Annotated in this window: 22 protein-coding genes and 2 tRNA genes; 7 read left to right on the top strand and 17 right to left on the bottom strand. The window is 42.6% G+C overall.

The window, feature by feature from the left end; all coding sequences use genetic code 11:
• Position 1 precedes the first annotated feature (1 nt).
• The 8 genes from BST97_RS13150 to BST97_RS13115 all read right to left on the bottom strand — a co-directional run bounded on the left by BST97_RS13150 (position 2) and on the right by BST97_RS13115 (position 8,595).
• Positions 2-448, bottom strand: a complete 447-nt coding sequence (locus BST97_RS13150; RefSeq protein ID WP_085767672.1) for a FixH family protein — start codon at positions 446-448, stop codon at positions 2-4.
• Between the two features lie 198 nt (positions 449-646).
• Complete coding sequence (gene ccoG, locus BST97_RS13145; RefSeq protein ID WP_085767671.1) at positions 647-2,068, bottom strand: cytochrome c oxidase accessory protein CcoG; 1,422 nt, start codon at positions 2,066-2,068, stop codon at positions 647-649.
• Positions 2,069-2,106: 38 nt separating this feature from the next.
• Positions 2,107-2,412: a hypothetical protein gene (locus BST97_RS13140; RefSeq protein ID WP_245833578.1), complete on the bottom strand. Its 306-nt coding sequence runs from the start codon at positions 2,410-2,412 to the stop codon at positions 2,107-2,109.
• A 10-nt stretch (positions 2,413-2,422) separates the two neighbouring features.
• Entirely contained in the window at positions 2,423-3,397 is a 975-nt protein-coding gene (locus tag BST97_RS13135; RefSeq protein WP_085767670.1) for a cbb3-type cytochrome c oxidase N-terminal domain-containing protein, read from the bottom strand.
• A complete protein-coding gene (locus tag BST97_RS13130; protein ID WP_085767669.1) occupies positions 3,394-3,597 on the bottom strand; it encodes a CcoQ/FixQ family Cbb3-type cytochrome c oxidase assembly chaperone in 204 nt (67 codons plus the stop codon). The genes BST97_RS13135 and BST97_RS13130 overlap by 4 nt, the downstream gene beginning before the upstream one ends.
• 2 nt (positions 3,598-3,599) lie before the next feature.
• The gene (gene ccoN / locus BST97_RS13125; protein ID WP_085767668.1) at positions 3,600-5,807 is read right to left on the bottom strand and encodes a cytochrome-c oxidase, cbb3-type subunit I; all 2,208 of its coding nucleotides are present in this window, start codon (positions 5,805-5,807) and stop codon (positions 3,600-3,602) included.
• An 11-nt stretch (positions 5,808-5,818) separates the two neighbouring features.
• Positions 5,819-6,028 carry a cbb3-type cytochrome oxidase assembly protein CcoS gene (gene ccoS / locus BST97_RS13120; protein WP_085767667.1) on the bottom strand — a complete coding sequence of 70 codons (210 nt, stop codon included), beginning with the start codon at positions 6,026-6,028 and terminating at the stop codon, positions 5,819-5,821.
• Positions 6,029-6,135: 107 nt separating this feature from the next.
• The gene (locus BST97_RS13115; RefSeq protein WP_085767666.1) at positions 6,136-8,595 is read right to left on the bottom strand and encodes a heavy metal translocating P-type ATPase; all 2,460 of its coding nucleotides are present in this window, start codon (positions 8,593-8,595) and stop codon (positions 6,136-6,138) included.
• Positions 8,596-8,739: 144 nt separating this feature from the next.
• Here BST97_RS13115 and BST97_RS13110 point away from each other — a divergent pair, with 144 nt between their 5' ends.
• Both BST97_RS13110 and BST97_RS13105 read left to right on the top strand, forming a co-directional pair.
• Positions 8,740-8,961 carry a hypothetical protein gene (locus tag BST97_RS13110; RefSeq protein ID WP_085767665.1) on the top strand — a complete coding sequence of 74 codons (222 nt, stop codon included), beginning with the start codon at positions 8,740-8,742 and terminating at the stop codon, positions 8,959-8,961.
• 47 nt (positions 8,962-9,008) lie between these two features.
• Complete coding sequence (locus BST97_RS13105; RefSeq protein WP_085767664.1) at positions 9,009-9,719, top strand: Crp/Fnr family transcriptional regulator; 711 nt, start codon at positions 9,009-9,011, stop codon at positions 9,717-9,719.
• 3 nt (positions 9,720-9,722) lie between these two features.
• Here BST97_RS13105 and BST97_RS13100 read toward each other — a convergent pair whose 3' ends face one another.
• The 5 genes from BST97_RS13100 to surE all read right to left on the bottom strand — a co-directional run bounded on the left by BST97_RS13100 (position 9,723) and on the right by surE (position 13,081).
• Positions 9,723-10,142: a hypothetical protein gene (locus tag BST97_RS13100; protein ID WP_085767663.1), complete on the bottom strand. Its 420-nt coding sequence runs from the start codon at positions 10,140-10,142 to the stop codon at positions 9,723-9,725.
• Positions 10,143-10,250: 108 nt separating this feature from the next.
• Positions 10,251-10,886 carry a C40 family peptidase gene (locus BST97_RS13095; protein WP_157111675.1) on the bottom strand — a complete coding sequence of 212 codons (636 nt, stop codon included), beginning with the start codon at positions 10,884-10,886 and terminating at the stop codon, positions 10,251-10,253.
• 4 nt (positions 10,887-10,890) lie between these two features.
• Entirely contained in the window at positions 10,891-12,006 is a 1,116-nt protein-coding gene (lpxB, locus tag BST97_RS13090) for a lipid-A-disaccharide synthase (protein ID WP_085767661.1), read from the bottom strand.
• 3 nt (positions 12,007-12,009) lie between these two features.
• Positions 12,010-12,309 carry a hypothetical protein gene (locus BST97_RS13085; RefSeq protein ID WP_245833577.1) on the bottom strand — a complete coding sequence of 100 codons (300 nt, stop codon included), beginning with the start codon at positions 12,307-12,309 and terminating at the stop codon, positions 12,010-12,012.
• Positions 12,299-13,081 carry a 5'/3'-nucleotidase SurE gene (gene surE, locus BST97_RS13080; RefSeq protein WP_085767659.1) on the bottom strand — a complete coding sequence of 261 codons (783 nt, stop codon included), beginning with the start codon at positions 13,079-13,081 and terminating at the stop codon, positions 12,299-12,301. Before surE ends, BST97_RS13085 begins: the two co-directional genes overlap by 11 nt.
• Before the next feature lie 280 nt (positions 13,082-13,361).
• Between surE and BST97_RS13075 the strand changes: the two genes are divergently transcribed.
• The 5 genes from BST97_RS13075 to BST97_RS13050 all read left to right on the top strand — a co-directional run bounded on the left by BST97_RS13075 (position 13,362) and on the right by BST97_RS13050 (position 18,913).
• Positions 13,362-15,500 (top strand): carboxy terminal-processing peptidase, encoded by a 2,139-nt coding sequence (locus tag BST97_RS13075; RefSeq protein ID WP_085768261.1) that lies wholly within the window; start codon positions 13,362-13,364, stop codon positions 15,498-15,500.
• On the top strand, positions 15,500-16,606 hold the full coding sequence (locus BST97_RS13070; protein WP_085767658.1) for an ABC transporter permease: 1,107 nt from the start codon (positions 15,500-15,502) through the stop codon (positions 16,604-16,606). Before BST97_RS13075 ends, BST97_RS13070 begins: the two co-directional genes overlap by 1 nt.
• A 392-nt stretch (positions 16,607-16,998) precedes the next feature.
• A complete protein-coding gene (locus tag BST97_RS13060; protein WP_085766954.1) occupies positions 16,999-17,667 on the top strand; it encodes an IS1595 family transposase in 669 nt (222 codons plus the stop codon).
• 144 nt (positions 17,668-17,811) lie between these two features.
• Positions 17,812-18,054 (top strand): hypothetical protein, encoded by a 243-nt coding sequence (locus BST97_RS13055; protein WP_157111673.1) that lies wholly within the window; start codon positions 17,812-17,814, stop codon positions 18,052-18,054.
• A 79-nt stretch (positions 18,055-18,133) separates the two neighbouring features.
• Positions 18,134-18,913, top strand: a complete 780-nt coding sequence (locus tag BST97_RS13050; protein WP_085767655.1) for a TlpA family protein disulfide reductase — start codon at positions 18,134-18,136, stop codon at positions 18,911-18,913.
• Between the two features lie 701 nt (positions 18,914-19,614).
• Here BST97_RS13050 and BST97_RS13045 read toward each other — a convergent pair.
• The 4 genes from BST97_RS13045 to BST97_RS13030 all read right to left on the bottom strand — a co-directional run bounded on the left by BST97_RS13045 (position 19,615) and on the right by BST97_RS13030 (position 23,869).
• Positions 19,615-19,700, bottom strand: a tRNA-Leu gene (locus tag BST97_RS13045).
• A gap of 170 nt (positions 19,701-19,870) precedes the next feature.
• Positions 19,871-19,942 (bottom strand) — tRNA-Gly (locus tag BST97_RS13040).
• Positions 19,943-20,025: 83 nt separating this feature from the next.
• On the bottom strand, positions 20,026-22,638 hold the full coding sequence (gene mutS / locus BST97_RS13035; RefSeq protein WP_085767654.1) for a DNA mismatch repair protein MutS: 2,613 nt from the start codon (positions 22,636-22,638) through the stop codon (positions 20,026-20,028).
• A 205-nt stretch (positions 22,639-22,843) separates the two neighbouring features.
• Entirely contained in the window at positions 22,844-23,869 is a 1,026-nt protein-coding gene (locus BST97_RS13030) for an SIMPL domain-containing protein (RefSeq protein WP_085767653.1), read from the bottom strand.
• Positions 23,870-23,884: the final 15 nt, after the last annotated feature.

Here is a 23,884-nt window from a genome sequence, read left to right as displayed (position 1 = left end):
TTCAATAGGTTATGGATTCCTTGTATAGATAAGGTTTACCTTCATACTCCCAGTCTATAGTGATGTTCCAGCGTCCTCCTAGCAAGCGTTCCTCTGGAATGATTACTACTTGATCAGTAAGATTTAGTGCTATTTCAAAATCCAGTTTCTCGTTAGACGGTCTATAAAAAGCAAGTGTTCCCTTAATTTTAGAAGGCTCCAGTGATTTGGGAAAATCAATTTGCCAGCCTTCAGCGATTTTCTTGCTCAAAATAGCTTCATCCAGGTTCCTGGTGTTAGTTTCTGCATCGATTTCTTGTTGATACACCATTTCTTTGGCATAATAATCTTCAGTCACGAGATCGTGGTCAAATTCTTTACTGGTACTCATGGTAACCACAAAGTACATGATGAATGCGATGAATGCCAGCATGCCTATCGCTATTCCCCATCCCCAATTGATTTTCATAATCGTAGATTTTAAATTTCTTCTTGCTCTGAATTCAAAGCTTGATTTTTGAGTTGTTCTGCATCAAATCTTCTGTGACAAGCATGATTTGTACCTAACTTTCCGTTGCGACAGTCACCGCAGCATTTTCTTTTTATGGTTTCGTTCATTGTTCTTCCTTAATTGTGATTGAATATTTCCGCTTTCGCGAAAGCGGAATTACTTATAACTCCTAGGTCCTAGAAAGGCCGTGGTCGTGGTTTCAATGACTTCATCACCACTCAAGACCTCAATTTCCAGCCTATCTTTATCGCCAGTCAGTGCGCTCGCGTTGATTTCTATAAATAAGGTACCCTCAGCCAGTCCTTGCTCCGGAACACTAAAACTATCGTGAGAAACGACCGTAATGGTTCCTTTGTGAGATTTAAGGTTGAAGGTCACGTTTTCAATCTCGTCGACCGTTTTATTGACTAATTTGTAGGTGTACACATTGCTGATCATGTTCTCAGCCTTACGCTCATACAGCGTTCCAGGTAATCTTAAAATACGCGCCTCCACGTCATTGCGTAAAAACAGCATCCCGATAAGTACCGCGATCAAAATTCCAAGAACAACGGTGTATCCTTTGAGCCTGGGCGAGAACTCAAACTTCTTATTTTTCTCGATATTTTCCTCACTGGCATAGCGTATCAAGCCTTTGGGAAGGTCCACCGCTTCCATCATACTGTCACAAGCGTCTATACAGGCGGTACAATTCACGCATTCCAGCTGCGTTCCATTGCGTATATCGATACCCGTAGGGCAGACGTGAACGCAAGCAAAACAATCGATGCAATCGCCTTTCCCTGTTGCCGCCCTATCTTCCTTCTTTCTAAACTTGGCGCGGCCGTCTTCTTTCTCTCCTCTTTTGTGATCGTAAGCCACAACAATGGATTTATTATCCAGTAGCACTCCTTGAAGCCTTCCGTAAGGACAAGCGATAATGCATACTTGCTCTCTGAACCAAGCAAAGACAAAATAGAATACTCCGGTGAAAATCAACAGCGAGATTATGGTACTCCAGTGTTTGACCGGCCCATCTATGATGTATCTTATCAACTGGTCGCTACCTATCAAATAGGCGAGAAAAACATTGGCGATCAAAAATGAGATCACAAAAAAGATGCTCCATTTGAGTGCTCTCTTCCTAATTTTCTCTGCATTCCAAGGTGCTTTATCCAGACGTATCTGTTTACCACGGTCGCCGTCTATCCAGTACTCGATGCGACGAAAAACCATTTCCATAAATATGGTTTGTGGACATACCCAGCCACAAAATAACCTACCAAATGCGACCGTAAAAAGAATGACAAACACAACCCCTATAATCATACAGATCACAAACAAGTGAAAGTCTTGCGGCCAGAATGGAAAACCAAAAATATTGAAGCGGCGTTCCAACACATTGAACATCAAAAACTGATTGCCATTAATTTTTATGAATGGCGCGCTGAACAAGAAAGCCAGCAAAACATAACTCACATACTTGCGGTACTCATACCACTTCCCATCGGGCTTTTTAGGATATACCCAAGCTCTCTTTCCCTCTTCATTCAAGGTTCCTATACTGTCCCTAAAGTTTTCTCTTCCTTGCTCAGCCATTTCTTCTAATTCAGAATTTTAATCCTCTATGTATGAGTTCAAATAGTTGTTGATTCATTGAACAGTAGAAAGATCGCATCGTCCCAAGCCTCTAGGCTATAATCTGGGGTTTCTGGAATCTCATAACTTTCATAGCAGGCATACCTCCTGCTCTCACTTGTGGTATTAAAATCTATTTCACCTTTAATGACCAGTAATCTCGTGGGTTTGGGGAAATCGCTTTTCTTGAGCATTAGGCCTCTTTTAAGACCTACTGCCGTGATCGTTGTACCGTCCTGCTCATGGATTTTTGTGAACAGCGGTACCTCGCTGCTTTTTAATTTCTGTGCTAGTTCGGTGATCATAATGTTTCATTTAATCTTCAATAATGTCTCCAGTTACAGGCTCATCTTCTATGATCACCTGAATCTGTGTACTATCAATCACCTCAACTTTAACCTCTTCTACCGGTGCATCTGGATCCAGCCATATTTCACCTTCAGGCTCCTTAGCCTCCGGCGGATTGCTTCCATGCAAACTCAACACATAACTGGCTACCTGAGCCATTTCAGAAGGTTTCAAATCAGATTTCCAAGCAACCATTCCTTTACCGTCACGACCTCCTTCTGAGATAGTCCTGAAGACATTTTTGATACCACCACCTAGGATCCAGTGGTCGTCAGTCAGGTTAGGGCCTATACCACCCGCGCCAGTGACTTTATGACAAGCGGCACAATTCCCTTCAAAAATGCTTTTACCGGCATTCAGATCACTCACTTCAGTAAGCAGTTGCACTGTATTTACATCGACGAGATCCTTTGCGGTTTTCTTGTATTCCTCGATCTCGATTTTTGCTTGAGCAACGGCTGCTTCATATTCCTCAACTTGATCGTAATCATTGAACACCTCAAAACGAACCAGATAGATCGCTGCAAAAACTATGGTAGCGTAAAACCCATACACCCACCATGGCGGCAGGTTGTTGTCCAGTTCCTTGATGCCATCGTAGTTATGATCCAGAATGATCTCCCCTTCTTGCTCAATAGGTTTTCCACCCACGAGTTTTTTATAGGTGTCTTTGAACCATTTGAATTGGTTCGCTTTCGCGAAAGCGTACTCTCTATCATACCTCTCACGAGCTTCAGGTTTCAACGTAAGGTACAACACTCGTTCCAATGCTCCGATACAAGCCTCTGCAGCTATGTGAAAAACAATGATCACACCCAGTACTGCCCAAAGCCAGGGCTGTTCTACAAATACGGACTGCTCACCCGTTGTGCCTAGGAATTCCAGTACGAGATATCCTAAAATGGCAATTATGATTACTCTTATGATGGGTCCGGTTTTCATGATTCTCTATTATTTGGGTTGAACAAATCCTCATCACTGGCCAGCGGTATGTTGCTGACTTCTTCTATATGCGCCTTCTTTGCGGTAATGACCCATATAAAAAGGCAAACAAAAAAGATGAAGAATATGAGTAGCGATATGATGGGATACATCTCCACATCATCGATATTTTCTAGACTCCCTTTTACGTATTTGAGCATGGCTATTGGTTTTTAGTAATTGATGCGGTTTCTTCTTTGGGCTGGACTTTTATATCGGTCCCCAGTCGCTGTAGGTAGGCAATGATGGCTACCACTTCCCTATTGCGCATTTCTATGAATTCCTCGCCATTTTCTTGGGCATACTTCTTATCGGCTTCATAGGTTTTTGCAAAGTCTGGGTCTGAATAAAGGTTTTCCTCAATTTGAGCTCCCTGTTCCAGCATCCACTCCTGTGCGCGGTCAATCTCTTCTTGTGAATAAGGCACGCCCAGAGTCACCATGGCTTGCATCTTATCTTGAGTTTTACTTTTATCCAGCTCGTTTGTGATCAACCATTTGTAAGAAGGCATAATCGAACCAGATGAAGTACTCTGCGGATCGTAGAAGTGGTTCAAGTGCCAGTTGTCGCTGTACTTCTGACCTATACGGTGCAGATCGGGCCCGGTACGTTTACTTCCCCACAAGAATGGGTGGTCGTACACAAATTCTCCCGCTTTACTATATTCTCCATAACGCTCCACCTCACTACGGAAGGGTCGCACCATCTGTGAGTGGCAGGAATTACAGCTTTCTCGTATGTATATATCACGACCTTCCAGTTCTAGCGGTGTGTAAGGTTTCACACTGCTAATCGCTGGTACATAATCATCGACTGTGAGAGATGGTATAATTTGCACCATCCCACCGATTAAGATAGCTATCGTGGCAAAAATGGTCAGCTTCACCGGTCTTCTTTCCAACCAAGTGTGGTAGCCTTCTGAGGCCGTTCTTTTACTGGTTACTTTTTGCAGTGGCGCGGCTTCGGCAAGTTCGTCTGTAACTTTTTTACCGGCGCGAGCGGTCATAATTACATTGTAAACTCCTATGATAGCTCCTACAATGTACATACTTCCCCCTATCGCACGCATCCAGTACATAGGCATGATTTCACTTACCGTCTCCAGGAAGTTACCGTAAACCAATGTACCGTCTGGGTTGAATTGCTTCCACATGGAGGCTTGTACAAATCCGGCAACGTACATAGGTAATGCATACATAATGATCCCCAGCGTACCAATCCAGAAATGAGCGTTTGCCAATTTCTTGGACCAGAGACTTGTTTTAAAAAGTACCGGAACCAACCAATACACCATCCCAAAAGTTAAGAATCCATTCCAGGCAAGTGCTCCCACGTGTACGTGGGCAATAACCCAATCGCTAAAGTGTGCAATCGCATTTACATTTTTGAGCGATAGCATAGGACCCTCAAAAGTCGCCATACCATAACCTGTGATTGCAACCACCATAAATTTAAGAACCGGATCGGTGCGTACTTTATCCCAGGCCCCACGCAGTGTAAGCAAACCGTTGATCATACCTCCCCACGACGGAGCGATAAGCATCACTGAAAATGCTACCCCTAAACTTTGTGCCCAGCCAGGTAGGGAGGTGTATAACAAATGGTGAGGTCCCGCCCAGATGTAAATAAATATGAGCGACCAGAAGTGGACGATCGAAAGTCTGTAAGAATACACTGGTCTATTGGCCGCTTTGGGAACGAAGTAATACATGAGGCCCAAGAATGGCGTAGTCAGGAAAAATGCCACCGCATTATGACCGTACCACCATTGCACCAGCGCATCTTGTACTCCCGCATAAGCAGAATAACTTTTTAATGCTGAAATAGGCAACTCAATACTGTTTACAATATGCAGAACAGCAACGGTAACAAAAGTTCCCAAATAAAACCAGATCGCAACATACAAGTGACGCTGTCTTCTCTGGAATATTGTACCGATTAAGTTAGCTCCAAACGCAACCCAAACCAATGCAATGGCAATATCAAATGGCCATTCCAGCTCAGCATATTCCTTTGAAGTGGTGTAACCTAGGGGAAGCGTTATCGCTGCTCCCACAATGATCGCCTGCCAGCCCCAAAAATTAAAGTTACTTAGCCAGTCTTTCCACATGCGGGCCTTGAGCAAGCGTTGCGATGAGTAATAAACACCTGCAAAAATGGCGTTACCCACAAAGGCAAAGATGACCGCATTTGTGTGCAAGGGTCTCAAACGCCCAAAACTGAGCCAGGAGATACCGTCGGTCAGGTTGGGGAATAAAAACATGAACGCGAGCAAAAGCCCTACGCTCATCCCTACGATTCCCCATAACATGGTCGCGACAATGAATTTGCGCACGATCTTGTTGTCATAATAAAACTTCTCTAGTTCCATAATCGATTTAGTTATTCATTTATTGGTTGCGGCTCCGTTGCCTTGTGATTATTCTCAAGTTGAGTAGACTCGTTTTTTACCAGCTCATCATCAAACAGCATACGTACTGAGGGTGTGTAGACATCATCATACTGCCCGCGCTTCACGGTAATGATAAAAGCCACAAAAAACACAATCGCGACACAAACGCTTATTGCTAGTAACATATAGATGATTTCCATGACTTTAAATTATGGGGTAAAATTAGAGGTGGTGTACACGGCAGATTATGACTTTTGTCATGTTCTGAATTTTTCTCGCTGATTTATTGAAATCTAATTTGTGTCGTTCAGGGTGCAGACTGGCAATTAAATTTCCTTCCCAAGAAATACGTATAAACCGTCGTAAACGCTACGATACTAATGCTGCTCAAGGGCATCAAGATCGCTGCAACGACAGGCATGAGCTGTCCCGTGACCGCAAAGCCCAGCCCGATGATGTTATAGAATAGCGAGAAGACAAACGCGTATTTGATGACTTGTTTCGCTTTTCGCGAAAGCGAGATAAATCCAGCCAGATCTCTAAACCGTGTTGCGTCTAGAATACCGTCACAAGCTGGTGAAAATACGTTCACATTTTCTGATACGGCAATTCCCACATCGCTCTGGGCAAGCGCTCCGGCATCATTGAGACCATCGCCTACCATGAGTACTTTTTTACTTTCTTCTTGCAGGCGCTTGATGAACCATAGTTTATCATCTGGTTTTTGATTGAAGTTAAATTTTGTCTGTGCAGGCAATATCTGGTTCAGGTATTCCCGCTCACCATCGTTGTCACCAGAGAGCACGTAAAGTTCTTGATCTGCGCCCAGGGTTTTAAAAAGCTCGCTCACCCCCTCGCGGTATTGATTGTAGAAAACATAACAGCCTTTGTATTGATTATTAGTGCTTATGTGGACGGTCGTGCGATTACTTTTTTGTGGGTGTTCTATTACTGGTGTTGTTGAAACATAATTCAATGCACCTACTTTGATATGATCATTATGAACTCGGGCGCTCATGCCCTTCCCTACCACTTCTTCAAATTCGTCGAGTGTCTGGATCTCGTTTTCTTTGAGCAGAGCATAAATCGAACGGGAAAGAGGGTGGTTAGAAGCCCGTAAGGTGCTGGTAAGCAAGCTGCGCTCTGCATCGCTTAGTGCGACGCCCTCATAATGCACCACGCTCTGCTCGTTGCTTGTGAGTGTTCCAGTCTTATCAAATACGACCGCATCGACCTCGGCGAGTTGCTCGACTACGCTACTGTTTTTGAGATAGAGCTTATGCCTCCCAAAAATGCGCAGCACATTCCCCAGCGTGAAGGGAGCAGCAAGGGCAATAGCACAAGGGCAGGCCACAATCAATACGGCGGTAAATACATTAAGCGCCATGGATGGCTCGTAAAAAATCCAGAATAAGGTGGCCAATACCGCAATGCTCAACAAGCTTATCGTGAAGTGCTTGCTAACTTTATCTGTGATGTTTTGGTAAAAAGTAGATTTGTCGCGCTCAAAAACAGCATCTGACCACAGTTGGGTCAGGTAACTCTGCTCCACGGACTTCACGACTTCCAGCTCTATGATTCCCGCTTGCTGGCGACCACCGGCATACAGCATCTCGCCAGATGACTTCTGCACCGGCTCTGCCTCGCCAGTCACAAAACTATAATCGATCAGTGCACTACCCTTGATCAAAATCCCATCTACGGGAATGAGTTCACCGTTGCGTATGAGAATACGATCTCCGGGTTCTAGATCATAGACCTGTGTTTGGGTTTCTGTGGTGTTTTCGCTTTCGCGAAAGCGAGATAATTCAGAACCTCCATCTTCATTTGAATCTTGTTTCACTAATCGCGTTACCGCAACTGGAAAATAGGACTTATAATCGCGCTCAAAAGATAGGTACGCGTAGGTTTTCTGCTGGAAAAACCTTCCAAGCAAGAGAAAAAATACCAAGCCCGCAAGGCTGTCAAAAAACCCGGTACCCCAGTCCATGACAATCTCCAGCGTAGACCTTAAAAACAATACCAAAACGCCCAAAGCGATGGGAACATCTATATTAAGCATCTTGTTACGCAGACTTTTAAAAGCGCTGATCAAATAATCTTGCGCCGAATAAAAAACTACAGGCAGCGCAAAGGCAAACATGAGCCATCTAAATAATGACTTGAATCGCTCCAACCAGAACTCGCCCACTTCAAAGTACTCGGGAAAGGAAAGAAACATGATGTTACCAAAAGCAAAACCCGCAACGCCTAGTTTGAAAATCAGGCTCCGGTCAATGCTTTTTTTCCTTTTACCGGTGGTATCGTCTAGCGAGATGTAGGGTTCATAACCTATTTTACACAGCAATAAGACCAGTTGGTGAAGATTGAGTTGCTCGCTGGAATAGGTGATTCTGACCGTCTTTTTGGGAAAATTGACCTGAGCAGATTTTACATGTTTATTAAGCTTGTTCAGGTTTTCAAGTACCCAGATACAACTGCTGCAATGAATGGACGGTATGGTCAAAGACACTACTTGGATTTGGTTCTCATCAAAGTCCAGAAGTTTTTTTGCTATGATTTCGTTTTCTAGAAAGTCAAACTTACCTTCAAAACGAGAAGGAGTAGTGCCAGGCGTAGTCTCCAGATCATAGTAATAGCTAAGGTCACTTTCATTGAGGATCTCGTAGACGGTCTTGCAGCCGTTACAGCAAAAGTCTTTGCCGTCGTGAAGGATGACCTCCTTCTCACAACTATCTCCACAATGAAAGCAATTCCCTTTTTCCATGATCAAAATCTATAGAGCAAAGGTCTAGGCTTGTACAGATTTAAAAGATGACAAAAGTCAGCTAGCTATTTAACTGGTATTAACATGATTAAATAAATAATTGGCAATGGGAAATAGAAAATCCATTTATATTGAAAACAAAAAATGAAACTGAGCGGAACGACAGCTTTAGCCATTACTACTTTACTCATTATAACAGTCACGATTTTTGCCGCAATGGATTTTTCTTTTGGGTGGGTGTTTTATCTCACGGTTTTTGGTCAGGCCTTTTTGGTTTTTGCCGTGTACAAAGTTCTGATAGATGATTATGAAACGGACAAGACTTTCAAGGATTTCTATGAGGACCGGCCTGATTTAGGAAAATAAGAAAAAGCTTAGGCTATAGATTGTCTTGAGCTGGTTACATTTGTAATATGTCAAATCATGATCACCATCAATCCCGTTGTGAGAACTGCATCATCAGGCAGATGAATTCACTCAAAGCTTTGAGAAAAGAAGAGCTGAAACGCATGTCTGACAGTAAAGAGGCACGCACCATCAAAAAAGGGGATAATATATTTCAAGAAGGCGATCGCCTCAATGGTGTTTTTTGTGTGCGTAGTGGAGTATCTAAACTCAGTAAATTAAGCGATAACGGTCGGGATCAAATTGTGAAACTGGCCACGAAAGGAGAGGTTTTAGGACAGCGCTCTGTAATTACTCAAGAACAGGCTAATCTCTCTGCAACAGCGCTCGAAGATATGGAGGTTTGCTTTATTCCTAAAGATACTATTACCGAACCTCTTAGAGACAATGTCCATTTCACCAATGCCATTCTCAAGCAAATGGCGAGCGACCTAAAATTTGCCGATGACGTGATCGTAAACATGGCACAAAAAACGGTACGCCAGCGACTCGCTGAAACCTTGCTTTATATTGAGGATAATTTTGGTGTGACGGAAGATGGCTCTCTCAAACTTCAACTTACTCGCGCCGACATAGCAGACATCGTAGGTACAGCCACCGAATTACTCATACGCACGCTGACTAAATTCAAGAAAGAAGAGCTGGTTGCTACTCAGGGCAAGAACATTCAATTGACTGATAAAAGAATGCTGAAACAGATTGCTGAGGGGTTGGGGTGAGAGTTATTGTAGATAGGTGGGATGTATGAATTCGATATCATTTACCAACTTACTCTCAAACTCCTCATTATTAAAGTTTTCAAATAAACATTTGAAATTTACAGCGTTATAATTTATAGTGTCCCTGTCAGCATTATAATCCATTCTAATCAATATCAAACCTCCATCTAGTTCTATGCAATTTAAAGGATCAATTCCTTCAAAATTATTCATTAGCTTTTGATTTTCTGAAAGAAAAGTAGATTTTGTTTTCTCTTTATGCGTGACCTTTCCTCTGGTTAAATTATATCGCTCTCGATAATCCGATCCATAACTCCAAACTTGAGAAAAATTAGAATATGTGGAAGTGATCATAAATGCATTTCCATTTTTTCCAAAAAGCTCCTCAACTAGCTCTTCCGACTTACGAAAGTTTCTTCGCATTCCAGGAATATTAATGGAATTGCATGAAACAAGTAAAATAAAAACTGTAAAAGTTATAACATTTCTATTCTTCATTGATTATCGAACATATTGAAGATTACAACTAAATCACTCCTCCAATCTCCCAGCACTCAGATAAGAACCCAACCAAAACGGTTCATTTAAACTCGAGATAATCACTCCTCTTGAGGTACTGGAGTGTATGAATTGAATCTCAGCAGGTGTGACATTCACAACCAAACCCACGTGATTGAGCCTTTTTTTATTGCTACCCGTGGCAAAGAATAATAGGTCACCTTTTACTACTTCGTTAATATCGACTTCATTAGAAGCTTCTTTCAGGGTCCAGGTAGTACGTGGAACGGTTCTACCCGCAGCCGCAAATGATGTACAGATCAAACCACTGCAATCGATCCCGCGCTCATCGTTGCCCGCATATTTCCATTTAGTTCCCAAAAAAGTGCGCGCTTTTTCAATCGCAATGTCTTCTGAGGTGGGAGCGCTTTCTTCATAGGTTGTTTCGGTTTCTTCTTTTGTAACGGCTTTTTCATCTCGATCATAATTTACGACTGGTCGTTTGCCGCCCAGTCTAGCACGCTCCTTTTTAGTGGTGACTACCTTAGGTTTTTTACTTCCGCATGAGGTGAGTGCAAGCATGGAAAAGACTAGCAACAGACCTAGTGCTGCATATCTTAAAAGGGGTGTTTTGAGGTTCCGCTTTCGCGAAAGCGTATTAATTTTCAAAATTCTATGATTTTATAAATTCATATATCAGAGAAGCTGTTTCCTTACTCGCTCCCGTTCCACCGAGTTTTTTCTCAAGGTCGTAATAATTCGCAAACATGCGGTTGCGGTAGGTAGGGTCCAGAAGGTTAGTAAGCTCCTTCTCCAGACTCTTTTCATTAAATTCTTTTTGGATCAGTTCCTTTACCACGGGTGCGTCCATGATCAAATTTACCAATGAGATGTAGTCCAGATCGATAATGCGTTTTGCGATCTGGTAGGAAATGCTCCCTCCTTTATAACAAACGACCTGGGGCACTTTGAATAATGCCGTCTCTAATGTCGCCGTGCCTGAGGTGACCATCGCCGCATGGCTCAAGCTCAGCAGTTTGTAGGTCTCATTCATCACGAGAGTTACGTCATGACTTTGTAAAAAAGGTTTATAAAAATCGGTTTCCTGACCAGGTGCACCAGCGATGATGAATTGGTAACCTGGGAAACGATCTACCATCTTGAGCATGACGCTCAACATTTTACGGATCTCTTGTTTACGGCTACCGGGCAACAAGGCAATCAAAGGGCGATCGTCCAGTTTATATTTTTCCAGAAAGGCTTCATGATCTGTTTGAGGTCGCTGAGCGATGGCATCGATCAAAGGGTGCCCGACAAAATGTACTGGAAACTGGTGCTTCTCCTCGTAGAATTTTTTCTCGAAAGGCAAGATCACGTACATCTCGTCTACATCGCGTTTGATGGACTTGATGCGACCCTCTTTCCACGCCCAGATCTGTGGTGAGATGTAATAATGATTGCGATAACCCTTTTTGCGCGCCCATTGCATAATCCTAAAGTTGAAACCTGGATAATCAATGTAAATAATTACATCGGGCGAAAACTTCTCAATATCTCGTTTACACTGCTTGATATTCTTGAAGATTGTACGGAGGTTTGACAAAACCTCAGCAAATCCCATAAAGGCAAGATCGCGGTAGTGCTTGACCAGCGTACCGCCCTGCTGCTCCATGAGATCACCACCCCAAAATCTAAAATCTGCTTCGGGATCTTGCTGTTTGAGTTCCTGCATCAGTAGCGATCCGTGCAGGTCTCCGCTCGCCTCGCCGGCTATGAGATAGTATTTCATGCGTCAGAATTCAAAATATAAAACAGCAAGCGCGGCAATAACCGTTGCCAGTAAAACACCACGAGCTTCATAATATTGAGGGACTTTTTGATATTTTCCTATTTTCTTGGTAACAAAAAAAAAGAACAAGATCAGGTTCAAAATAGCGCCAAGTGCTATGATACCTCCTATAAATCCTTTTTCTATTCCTTGCTCAATCGTGTATTCCACACTCTCCTTACTAAAAATGGATATGTAGAGGTAACTCCCCAAAACATTGGCAATGAGTCCCAGAACAAAGCCCTTTAAAATTTTAACTATCAAGATCCCAAGTGTTTAATTCGCTTATGAAGTGATGTGCCGTGAGGTCGTATTGAGTCGGTACGATGGAGATGTAATTGTTTGCCAGTGCCCATTCATCAGTGTCCTCGCCTTTATCATTGTTCACAAACTTACCCGTAAGCCAGTAATAATCCTTGCCGTACGGATTGGTACGTTTGTCAAACTCTTCTACCCAATGTGCTCGCGCCTGCCTGCAAACTTTGATGCCTTTTAAATTTTCTTTTTGGGCTTTGGGGATGTTTACGTTAAGCACGACTCCCGGTGCCATGCCGTTTTTAAGCACCTGCTCAATGATGTGTTTTACAAAGTGGGTGGATTGTGAGAAGTCGGCGTCTGGGCTGTAATCACATAGCGAAAATCCTATCGCAGGAATTCCTTCTATCCCAGCCTCTACCGCCGCGCTCATCGTTCCGCTATAGATCACGTTGATCGCGCTGTTGCTACCGTGATTGATACCGCTCAGACACAAGTCTGGTTTCCTGCCCAGAATCTCGTGTCGTGCCATTTTCACACTATCTACCGGCGTACCACTAATCATATATTCCTTATGATCGTAATCATGCTGTTTGAACTCCTTCAAATACAGCGTGTTGTTAATAGTGATAGCGTGTCCCATGGCACTTTGCGGTTTGTCTGGAGCCACGACCACCACGTCTCCCAGTTGGGATGCAATTTCTATGAGGGCGCGTATTCCTTTGGCAGTGATGCCGTCATCATTTGTGACTAGGATTAACGGCTTCTTATTTTCTTCCATTGATTATTTGCGGTTTCTGTTTCTAGATTTTGTTGACATTGCTGTTATTTATCTCGCTTTCGCGAAAGCGAACCATCAAAGAGCCAAATTACAAAATGTACACTGCGCATACTCTATGCAAAGGTTATTCCTACCGTTAACACACGTTAAGCAAAGCATGCAGCATAGTTGGGTTAAATTTAAGTAAATTAGCCCGTTCCAGATCAAAAGCAGCCTTACATTACCGAGTTCTATAATGGCATGGTTTTTTATATCTAGAGATGTACAAATGAAGATGATTATGAAGTTCCTTAAAAATAATTTTGCACTGGCCATATTCACGCTACTTATAGCGACCGCTAGTTGCAGTTTTACTAACACGGTAGATCCTGGTGATCGAGAAAAAGAGCAACTGCTCGTTAACCTGATTTCTCACGTGTTGAAACGTAATCACTACAATCCATCAGATCTTACAGATCAATTTTCAAAAGATGTGTTTGACAATTTCATAAACGACATGGATCCCGGGAAGCGTTATTTTACCCAAGCGGACTATGACGAGTTTGAGACCTATCAGTATCTGATCGATGATCAAATCAGGGACAGCAAGGTGGATCTATTCAATCTGGTTTATGAGCGTTATTTGAAAAGGCAAAAAGACAGTGAGAAAATCTACAAATCTTTGATCGATCAGCCATTTGACTTCACTGTTGATGAAGAGATTAACATGGACTATGAAAGTCAGCCATATGCCAGCAACAAAAAGGAACTTACTGAGCGCTGGAGAAAAATGCTCAAACTCTCTGTATTGAATAGTGTATACGACCGCATAGAAGAACAAGAAGACAAAGAAGAAGGAGAGCAAAAGTCCATGACCGAGATCGAGAAAGACGCTCGTGATGAGGTAAAGCGCAATATGGATGAGAACTTCAGTCTCAGTGATGAGGTGGAGCGTATTGATTACTTCTCGCTCTTTATGAATGCTATCACAACGCACTTTGACCCGCATACTAACTACTTCCCGCCTCGCAACAAGGATCGTTTTGACATTTCCATGAGCGGAAAGCTGGAAGGAATCGGTGCTCGCCTTCAGAAAAAGATGGACTACATAAGCGTCTTGGAAATCATTTCTGGTGGACCCGCCTGGAAAAGTCAAGAAATTGAAGTGGGCGATAAAATCCTCAAAGTAAAACAAGAAAACGACACGATCGCAACTTCAATCGTAGGCATGCGCATAGCAGATGCCGTAGAATTGATCAAAGGTCCCAAAGGAACCAAAGTAATCTTGACCTTGAAAAAAGTAGATGGTAAAATTGAAGAGCTCACATTAACTCGTGACGTGGTTGAGCTTGAAGACACCTACGCAAAATCCATCATGACCATGGAAGATGGATTGAGATATGGACTGATCGATCTGCCTAAGTTCTACTTTGACATGGAAGATCCTAACGGTCGAGCCTCTGGAAATGATGTACGCAGGGAAATCCAGAGATTGAAAGATGAAGGGATGCAAGGTCTTGTTCTGGACTTGAGGAACAATGGTGGTGGCTCGCTGCGGGAAGTCGTAGAAATGGCTGGATTGTTTATTGAAGAAGGTCCAGTGGTACAGGTAGCTCTTAAAAATAGACAGACCCAAGTTCTTAAAGACATGGACAATGGTGATGTAATCTGGGAAGGACCACTCGTGATCATGGTGAACGAATTCAGCGCATCAGCATCTGAGATTCTTGCAGCAGCTTTGCAAGATTATGACCGTGCGGTGATTTTGGGAAGCGAGCAAACCTTTGGTAAAGGAACCGTTCAAAACTTTGAGGACCTTAATAGATGGGTACGCAGCAATGAACTGGGTGATCTGGGTGCGATCAAACTTACCACTCAAAAATTCTATCGTGTTAACGGTAGCAGCACACAATTAGAAGGAGTGAAAAGTGATGTCGTGGCACCTAACAGATACAGTTATATAGAGGTAGGCGAGCGCGATGAGCAGTTCCCACTTCCTTATGACGAGATTCCAGCGGCAGAGTACGATAAGTTTCAAGGTTATATTAACCTAGCAGAAACCATTGAAAAATCTAGAGAGCGTATCGCTGCAAATGACAATTTTAAGCTGATAGATGAAAATGCGCAGTGGCTCGCAGCTCAAAGAGATGACCATGACATCCCGCTTAATCTGGACACTTACACCGCTAGAATCAAAGAGCTGGATAAAACAACGGAGAAATACGAGAAACTCGATGATTACAAAAATAATCTAGAGTTTGAACTGCTCAAAAACGATATTGCCGTAACGCAACGCGATAGTGTCCTCAAAGAAAAGAGAGATCGCTGGATGAAGAGCCTGAAAAAAGATATCTATCTTGCTGAAGCAATCAATATTTTAAAAGACTTGCGCATGAATAACTTGCAATACAAGGATAATAAGTACACGATTAAGAATTAATGGCTCGTAAGAACGGCTCGTTATGGAAACTAGCGCTCCAGAAATTCCGCAGGGATTTTTGGGGCGTTACTAGTTTTTGCGTGATCGTATTCTATGCTTTCTGCGCGCTTTTTGCCTATATCCTAGCCCCAGACAGCACCCGCCACGCAAACCAGATGCATTTGAGCATTCACTCCCAGCCACCCGGCTTTACTGTAGATATGCTTCAGTTGCCACTGAACAATAACCAAGACACTTCTATATGGGTTTGGTTTAACGGTAGCACGCCAGAGTTTGAGGAGATTCCTTTCAAGAATCTCAAGCAGGAGAACGGTAGCATTTATTATCAGCCTTTTGATGTGGATGGCAATGAGCAAGCTTACCATCTCTTAAAGTATGAAGAAGCGAGAGGTATAGAACTGTCTCGCTTTCGCGAAAGCTACACCCATACTAAAACATTCTTGCTAGGCACCGACAAATATGGTCGTGACCTGCTCAGTCGTATGCTGGTGGGGGCACGCATCAGCATTTCCATAGGATTTGTAACGGTATTCATTTCGCTGGTGATTGGAATTTTACTGGGAGCACTTGCTGGATATTACGGCGGTAGAATCGATGCTGTTATCATGTGGATCATTAATGTGAGCTGGTCCATACCAACTTTACTCATGGTGATTGCGATTAGTATCGCTTTGGGGAAAGGATTTTTTACCGTTTTCATAGCCGTGGGACTCACCATGTGGGTAGAAGTTGCTCGTGTGGTACGAGGTCAGGTGATAACGGCGCGAAAGTTCCAATACGTGACCGCTGCTCGGGCGCTGGGATATGACGACTGGCGCATCATCACCCGACATATTTTACCCAATATCATGGCACCCGTAATCGTGATTTGTGCGGCAAATTTTGCTGCCTCGATACTCATTGAGGCTGGTTTAAGCTTCTTGGGACTTGGAGCGCAACCACCTATGCCTAGCTGGGGCGGTATGATCAAAGATCATTACCAGTACATTATTCTCGACAAAGCTTACCTCGCACTTGTTCCAGGTTTTGCCATCATGACGCTGGTCATGGCTTTTATGCTGCTCGGAAACTCATTACGCGATGCGCTGGATGTAAAGCAAGGGTAGAATCAGTATTTCTATAGAGGTTGTATATTTAAACGAAATTCATTTCTTCAATACAACCAACCGTGAAGTTTTTCAGTCCTCCATTTATTCAAATTATCTGCATTTTTTTTATTTTCATTTCTTGTCAGTCAAAGAAAGAGGAAAGCAATAAGGTTCAGGAACAAATAGTCGTTGAACCTCAAAACGAGGTAAAGAACGACAGTATCGCAATTAATATACTGGTACCAGCAAACAGGGCAACTGGAATAAATCTGGTCGACAAATACTCTAAACACCTTTACCTGAGTTTCAAAAATGATTCTGAAAAAGATTCTATCATTTCTCAAATTATATTGAGGCCACATGAATTAACAAGGCTTAAGACCAGAACAAATGTATAGATTTGTTCCGTAATGCCCGTAAAGTATAGTAAACTTAGCGATTATAAAATCAAAAAAATAATTGGGTGCTTTTGCAGCGATGTTGATGCCACCAAAACGGCCGAGATCCTCAAGCTGAACAGAAAGACGATCAACCGTTATTTTCGACTCTTTAGGGAGGTCATCTTCAAGAAACAGCAGGAGGACAAGAGATTGTTCTTTGGAGAGGTCGAGTTGGACGAGGCTTATTTTGGGGCGAAAAGGCTCAGGGGCAGGAACATGCCCCAAAAGCGTGGTAGGGGAACCTGGAAACAGCCGGTATTCGGTGTTTTTGAGAGGGACGGAAGGGTCTATACCGAGCTTGTTCCCGATGCGAAGAGGGACACCCTGCGGAAGGTCATCCAGAAGAAGATAAGCGTGGAGAGCGTTGTCATTACTGACGGTTGGAGAGGTTACAATGGCTTGTTGGACATCGGTTACAACAAGCATTACCGCATCGACAAGAGCAAGAGCTTCTCAAACAGGCACGGCGTCCACATTAATGGGATCGAAAGCTTTTGGAGCTTCACCAAAAGGAGGCTGGCAAAGTTCAATGGAGTGAAGAAGACCTTCGACCTGCATCTCAAGGAATGTGAATGGAGATGGAAGAAGAGCACCCAGCAGATGGAAAAAGAGCTATGGAAAATGTTATTGAAATATTGACAACTCTACCGAGTTGCCAACATTCCAACAACACATCAACATTATCATTATTTTTGGCTAGAAAATAAAATCTTCTGGTCTAGAGCCTTAACAAAGTTTGATTACGGCATCAGATTATACGGTAGCAAATTCGATCGACCGGCTTTGAGGTTCTTGGTTTCTGATACGGTGGATCAAGTAGATCTGGTTTATGATAAAGTAAGTGAAGCGTTACGCTTTCGCGAAAGCGAACCAGAACTAGACATCTCTGCAATGGAGAACAGCTACGACAGCCTAAGATTTCTAGTCCACAGATGGAAGGGAGACGACTCAAAATTCTATTCTATTCTATTCTGGACAGTATCCACAACAGTTTCGCCCTTCAATATAATGCAAGCAATTATGTAAACTCTGGAGATTATAACATTGCAAAGGAGATACCCTTTGAAGGACATAGAAAATTCAATGATCTCTCTACTATAAAAGTTTGCAATTCATCAATCCAGATGACCCACAAGTTGAAGAGCATATCAGAGAAGAGGACATCTACATCCCTCGAGAACCTTCCTCTGGAATGATTTATCTCTATATAAAAGACCGACTTGAAACCATTCCTTTTGATAGTTTGAATACAAATCAATTCACTGACGCTTATCGCAAAAATCTTTCCTATGGTCTGGTAAATGTTTTGAGCTCAAAAGATTTCAAAAAAGAAGATCGATACCTCAAAGCTAAAGAATGGCTTCGCACAACTGATTATTACAAAAGCGCTCCAGATATTATAGAAAATATGATCACGCCTTTAAGTAAAACCAAATTCAAAAAGTTGCTTGAGAATGTGAAATTTATAGATGTAGACAGCACAACTTTCAGTATCAATCAAATCATAAAAAAAAGTGGTAAGAAATATTTCATGATAGATCTATGGGCTACATGGTGCGCACCCTGTTTGAACAATATGAAAAAGCTTGATGACATGACTTTACCTGAGTGTCTTGAGATCATTAATGTAAGCACTGACAAAACAAAGGATATTGAAAAGTGGAAACTAATCCATGTTGAAATCATGGAAGGGAAAATTAGTTACCGCTTTGATGTTGATTCAGAATCTGTAAAAGATTTTCTCGAATTCATCAAACTAGAATCCATCCCACGTTATATCATTTTTGATGAAAATCTGAAACTAATCGATCACAAATTTTACGCTCCCAACGAGCCCCAGTTCAAGGCTAAAATCTTTGACTTAGATCGTCATGAGTATTGGTAGGGTTCTAAATCAAAAAAGCCCCCTCAAAATGAGGAGCCTCTGTACTCGAGACGGGTCCCGATAGCTATCGGGATGAACCCGTACTACTTCAAGTTCTCTTTAATAACCTCCAACTGACGCAGCTTTCAAATGTTGGTACAATCAAAAAGGGCCCCTCAAAATGAGGAGCCTCTGTACTCGAGACGGGTCCCGATAGCTATCGGGATGAACCCGTTCTACTTCAAGTTTTCTTGAATAACCTCCAACTGACGCAGCTTTCAAATATTGGTACAATCAAAAAAGGCCCCTCAAAATGAGGAGCCTCTGTACTCGAGACGGGTCCCGATAGCTATCGGGATGAACCCGTATTACTTCAGGTTTTCCTTAATAACCTCCAACTGACGCAGCTTTCAAATATTGGTACAATCAAAAAAGGCCCTCAAAATGAGGAGCCTCTGTACTCGAGACGGGTCCCGATAGCTATCGGGATGAACCCGTTCTACTTCAAGTTTTCTTTAATAACCTCCAACTGACGCAGCTTTCAAATATTGGTAGAATCAAAAAGGGCCCCTCAAAATGAGGAGCCTCTGTACTCGAGACGGGTCCCGATAGCTATCGGGATGAACCCGTTCTACTTCAAGTTTTCTTGAATAACCTCCAACTGACGCAGCTTTCAAATATTGGTACAATCAAAAAAGGCCCCTCAAAATGAGGAGCCTCTGTACTCGAGACGGGACTTGAACCCGTACGGACATTACTGTCCATTGGATTTTAAGTCCAACGTGTCTACCAATTCCACCACTCGAGCCTACTCTTCCAGCGGAAGAATGAATTGGATTTTCAAATAAAAAGCCGATCAACAAATCGGCTTTTCTAGAGCGAAAGACGGGTTCCGATAGCTATCGGAATGAACCCGCGACATTGCCGCTGATTCTCTCGTCTATGATAAAAAAATAGAAGAATCCATCTACTTACTAGAGCGAAAGACGGGATTTGAACCCGCGACCCTCACCTTGGCAAGGTGATGCTCTACCCCTGAGCTACTTTCGCATATTCTTAAAAGAACAACCGTTTCAAAAACGGATTGCAAATTTAATAACTTTCCCTATTCCACAAAGAAAAACTTGATAAATTTAAGCCTGACCTGCCTCCTTGCCTACCAGCATGCGCTTGATTTCGTTAAGCTTCATCAAAGCTTCTACGGGAGTGAGGGTATCAATATCCACCTGAAGGATCTCATTCTTAATATCTTCCAGAAGTGGATCATCCAGATTGAAGAAACTCAACTGCATCTCCTGAGTGGCATCGAGAGCATCCTTAGCATCTTCCTGCTTATGGGATTTTTCTAGATTTTTGAGGATTTTCTTGGCTTTGAGTATGACAGGCTGGGGCATTCCAGCCATTTTAGCCACGTGAATCCCAAAACTGTGGTGACTTCCTCCCTCAATCAGCTTGCGCATGAACAGCACTTTATCTTTTAGTTCTTTAACCTGAACGTTGTAATTTTTGATGCGTTCAAAGGTATCGGTCATGCCGTTGAGCTCGTGATAGTGTGTAGCAAAAAGTGTTTTGGCTCTCGAGGGGTGCTCATGCAAATATTCTGTGATAGCCCAGGCGATGGAAATTCCGTCGTAAGTACTGGTTCCACGGCCTATTTCATCCAGCAAAACCAAACTGCGATCACTGATATTATTCAAAATACTGGCACTTTCATTCATCTCAGTCATGAAGGTCGACTCACCCTGAGAAATATTATCGCTGGCTCCTACCCTGGTAAATATCTTATCAATAATCCCCAAGCGCACCTCTTCGGCTGGGACGAAGCTTCCCATTTGTGCTAATAGAACAATCAACGCAGTTTGTCTCAAAATGGCACTTTTACCACTCATATTGGGACCCGTAATCATGATGATTTGCTGAGACTCTCGATCTAATCTCACATCATTTGGGATATAGGGCTGGTCTGGCGGCAGCATTTTTTCGATCACGGGATGTCTACCATTTATGATTTCAAGCTCGTCCGTGTCTTGAATTTCTGGTCGTTTATAATTGCTTCTCACAGCTTGATGAGCAAAGGAGATTAAACAATCCAGCTGACCTATCAACTGTGCATTTTGCTGAATGGTTTTGATAAAAGGAACAATTTCCCGAACTACAGCGTCAAAAAGCTCTTGCTGTAAAGCATTGATGCGTTCTTCAGCTCCCAGAATCTTACTCTCGTATTCCTTGAGTTCTTCCGTAATGTAACGTTCTGCATTGACTAGAGTCTGTTTCCTAATCCAGCTCTCAGGGACTTTATCCTTGTGTGTATTACGTACCTCAATATAGTATCCAAAAACATTATTGCTAGAAATTTTCAGACTGGTGATTCCCGTTTCTTCACTATGCCGTTCCAGCATTTTATCTAAATAGTCCTTACCAGAAGTGGCAAGACCTCTCAGATCATCCAGCTCAGCGTTATATCCCGAAGCAATCGTTTTACCCTTTAGAATGTTTACTGGAGCATTTTCATCGATAGCGCTCTGAATTAAGTGTATCAATTGCGAGCAAGGATTAAGCCCCTCTCCCATAGTGATCAAACTCTCATTATTACTTTCTTGAAGCTTTTCCTTGATCGGGACTATCGCTTCCAGACTATTCTTGAGCTGGACGACTTCCCTAGGGCAAATTTTACCCACAGCTACCTTAGAAATCAATCGCTCTAGATCGCTCATGCGTTTTAAGCCCTCTACTACTTCATCTTTTTCTTTTGCGCTCGAGGCGAAAAAGGAGACTACATCATGCCTTCTATTAATCTGAGCAGCATCCTTCAAAGGAAAAGCCATCCAGCGTTTCAGCATTCTGCCTCCCATGGCAGTCGTAGTGTGATCGATGACTTCTAGCAATGTAACCGCACCCTGATTATGGGAATGATATAATTCAAGGTTACGTGTAGTGAATCGGTCCATCCACACATAACTGTCATCTTCAATACGCGAAATATTGGCGATATGCTCAATTCTGTGATGCTGGGTTTCCTCAAGATAATGAAGAGCCGCACCCGCTGAGACAAGCGCTTGTTCCATCCCTTCAACTCCAAATCCTTTTAAGGAATTCACTTTGAAATGCCTAAGCAATAAATCCCTTGCAAAATCAATCTGGAACACCCAATCTTCTAGATGAAAAAAAGGTAGGTCATAAGGAAAGGTCTGTGCCAACTGCTTTTTATCACTACGCCTAACCAGCACCTCACTCGGATTAAAATTTTGGAGCAGCTTATCTATTTCTTCCTTAGAACCCTGAGAAACTAAAAACTCTCCCGTCGAAATGTCCAAAAAAGCAACCCCATAAAGTTCTCGCTGTACAGAAAGTGAGGCTAAAAAATTGTTGAACTTGGAGTTTAAAACTTCGTCGTTTAAAGAAACACCAGGTGTGATCAACTCGGTGACGCCTCGTTTTACGATTTTCTTAGTTTGTTTGGGATCTTCCAGTTGGTCACAAATCGCAACCCGCTCACCTGCCCTCACTAATTTCGGCAAATAGGTATTCAGGGAATGGTGTGGAAAACCAGCCAGTTCTGTGCGCTCACCGCCGTTATTTCTATTGGTCAAAACAATATTGAGAATACGGGCCGTTTTAACCGCATCTTCACCAAATGTCTCATAAAAATCACCCACTCTAAATAACAACAAGGCATCAGGATATTTTGCCTTGATCTTGTTGTATTGCTGCATTAAGGGCGTGACCTTCTTCGACTTGGCGGACAAATTCTAGCGATTTTGAATGAAGTTCAAAAATACGGTTTAGGGGCAAATCCTCGCTTACAATGACTCAAGAGTTATTAATACCGCGAGGCTTTATACTAACCGTAGAAAAGGGATATTTATGTCAAAAATCAAAAAAACTCCAAGGTTTTGAAAACCTTGGAGGTCTGAACATTATCACATTTTAATAATTTCGATACAAGTTCAATCAATTATTAGGAATCTGTTTGATGTCTACCGGACCGTTAGGTGAGACTACGTAAACTTTAGGATCTGGTTTTTCAACAGGCTTGGGTTCTGATTTGGGCTCTGGTTTAGGAGGTAAGGGCGTGTAACGTAGTGTCAAATCCATTCCCAGTTGGATGACCGGCTTTTGAATATCGGCATTAACCACGATGTCATAACCGTTGTACGAAATGGGCTCGTAATAATAACTGGTTGGTTTTTTTATCGTAGTAACGTTTTTTTGGTTCTTCAAGGCATCCATGCTCACGTTCTCAGCGGCAACGTAGCTGCGGTAGAAGTCCTTGGGCATGTGATAGTATTTATTGTCGGCCATTTCTACTGAATATTCATCCATCGTAAAGCCCAGAGCTTCATAATAAGTTTTCTTTTTCTTCACCTCAGCAAGGATTTTTTCCTGTAACTCGTTATAGATCGCCTCTAGATTCTTCGCATAATAATCTACCTTAACGAGGTTATAGATTTCGGCTGTTGCACATGCTTTTAGGATCTTTTGAAAATCGGCATCGTTGCGGTAGCTTATCATCAGGTTTTGCTGTAGTTCAAAGCCTATGGGCACTTCTGTATAGGTTTTGGAGAATAATTTTTTGGTCACCTCGATCTCGTATTGTGGCAAAAAGGAAATCATATCTACCGCAAACTGACCGGTAAATCCCTGCTTTTTTAATTCAGCTTTGACTAGATCGATCTTCTCGTTCATAAGTCGTGTCGTCTCCGGTGCTGTTTCTCCTATTTGGTTGATGTTGAAAACCGCCGTGTAATCTGTTGCCTCCACATTATAGAGTGCCTTAATGTTGTGCATCAATATCTTGCTCGGGTTAAGTTGCGTCTGGTGGTAATTGGGATTGTGCCTGGGTGCGTTACCCATTGAGGTCGCAATGTTTGCCCTGGAAATATCCATGGAGGCCGCCTTATTATTAAAATTCCCAAGATGTTGTCCCTCTAAATTCATAGAAGCGACGATCAATAATGTAGTTAAGATGCGTTTCATGTCTTCGTTATTTAA

Origin of the sequence: Nonlabens spongiae (assembly GCF_002117125.1) — a bacterium.
Lineage (GTDB): Bacteria > Bacteroidota > Bacteroidia > Flavobacteriales > Flavobacteriaceae > Nonlabens > Nonlabens spongiae.
Note: the sequence above shows the minus strand (reverse complement) of the source record. Positions and strands in the feature narration are given on the sequence as shown.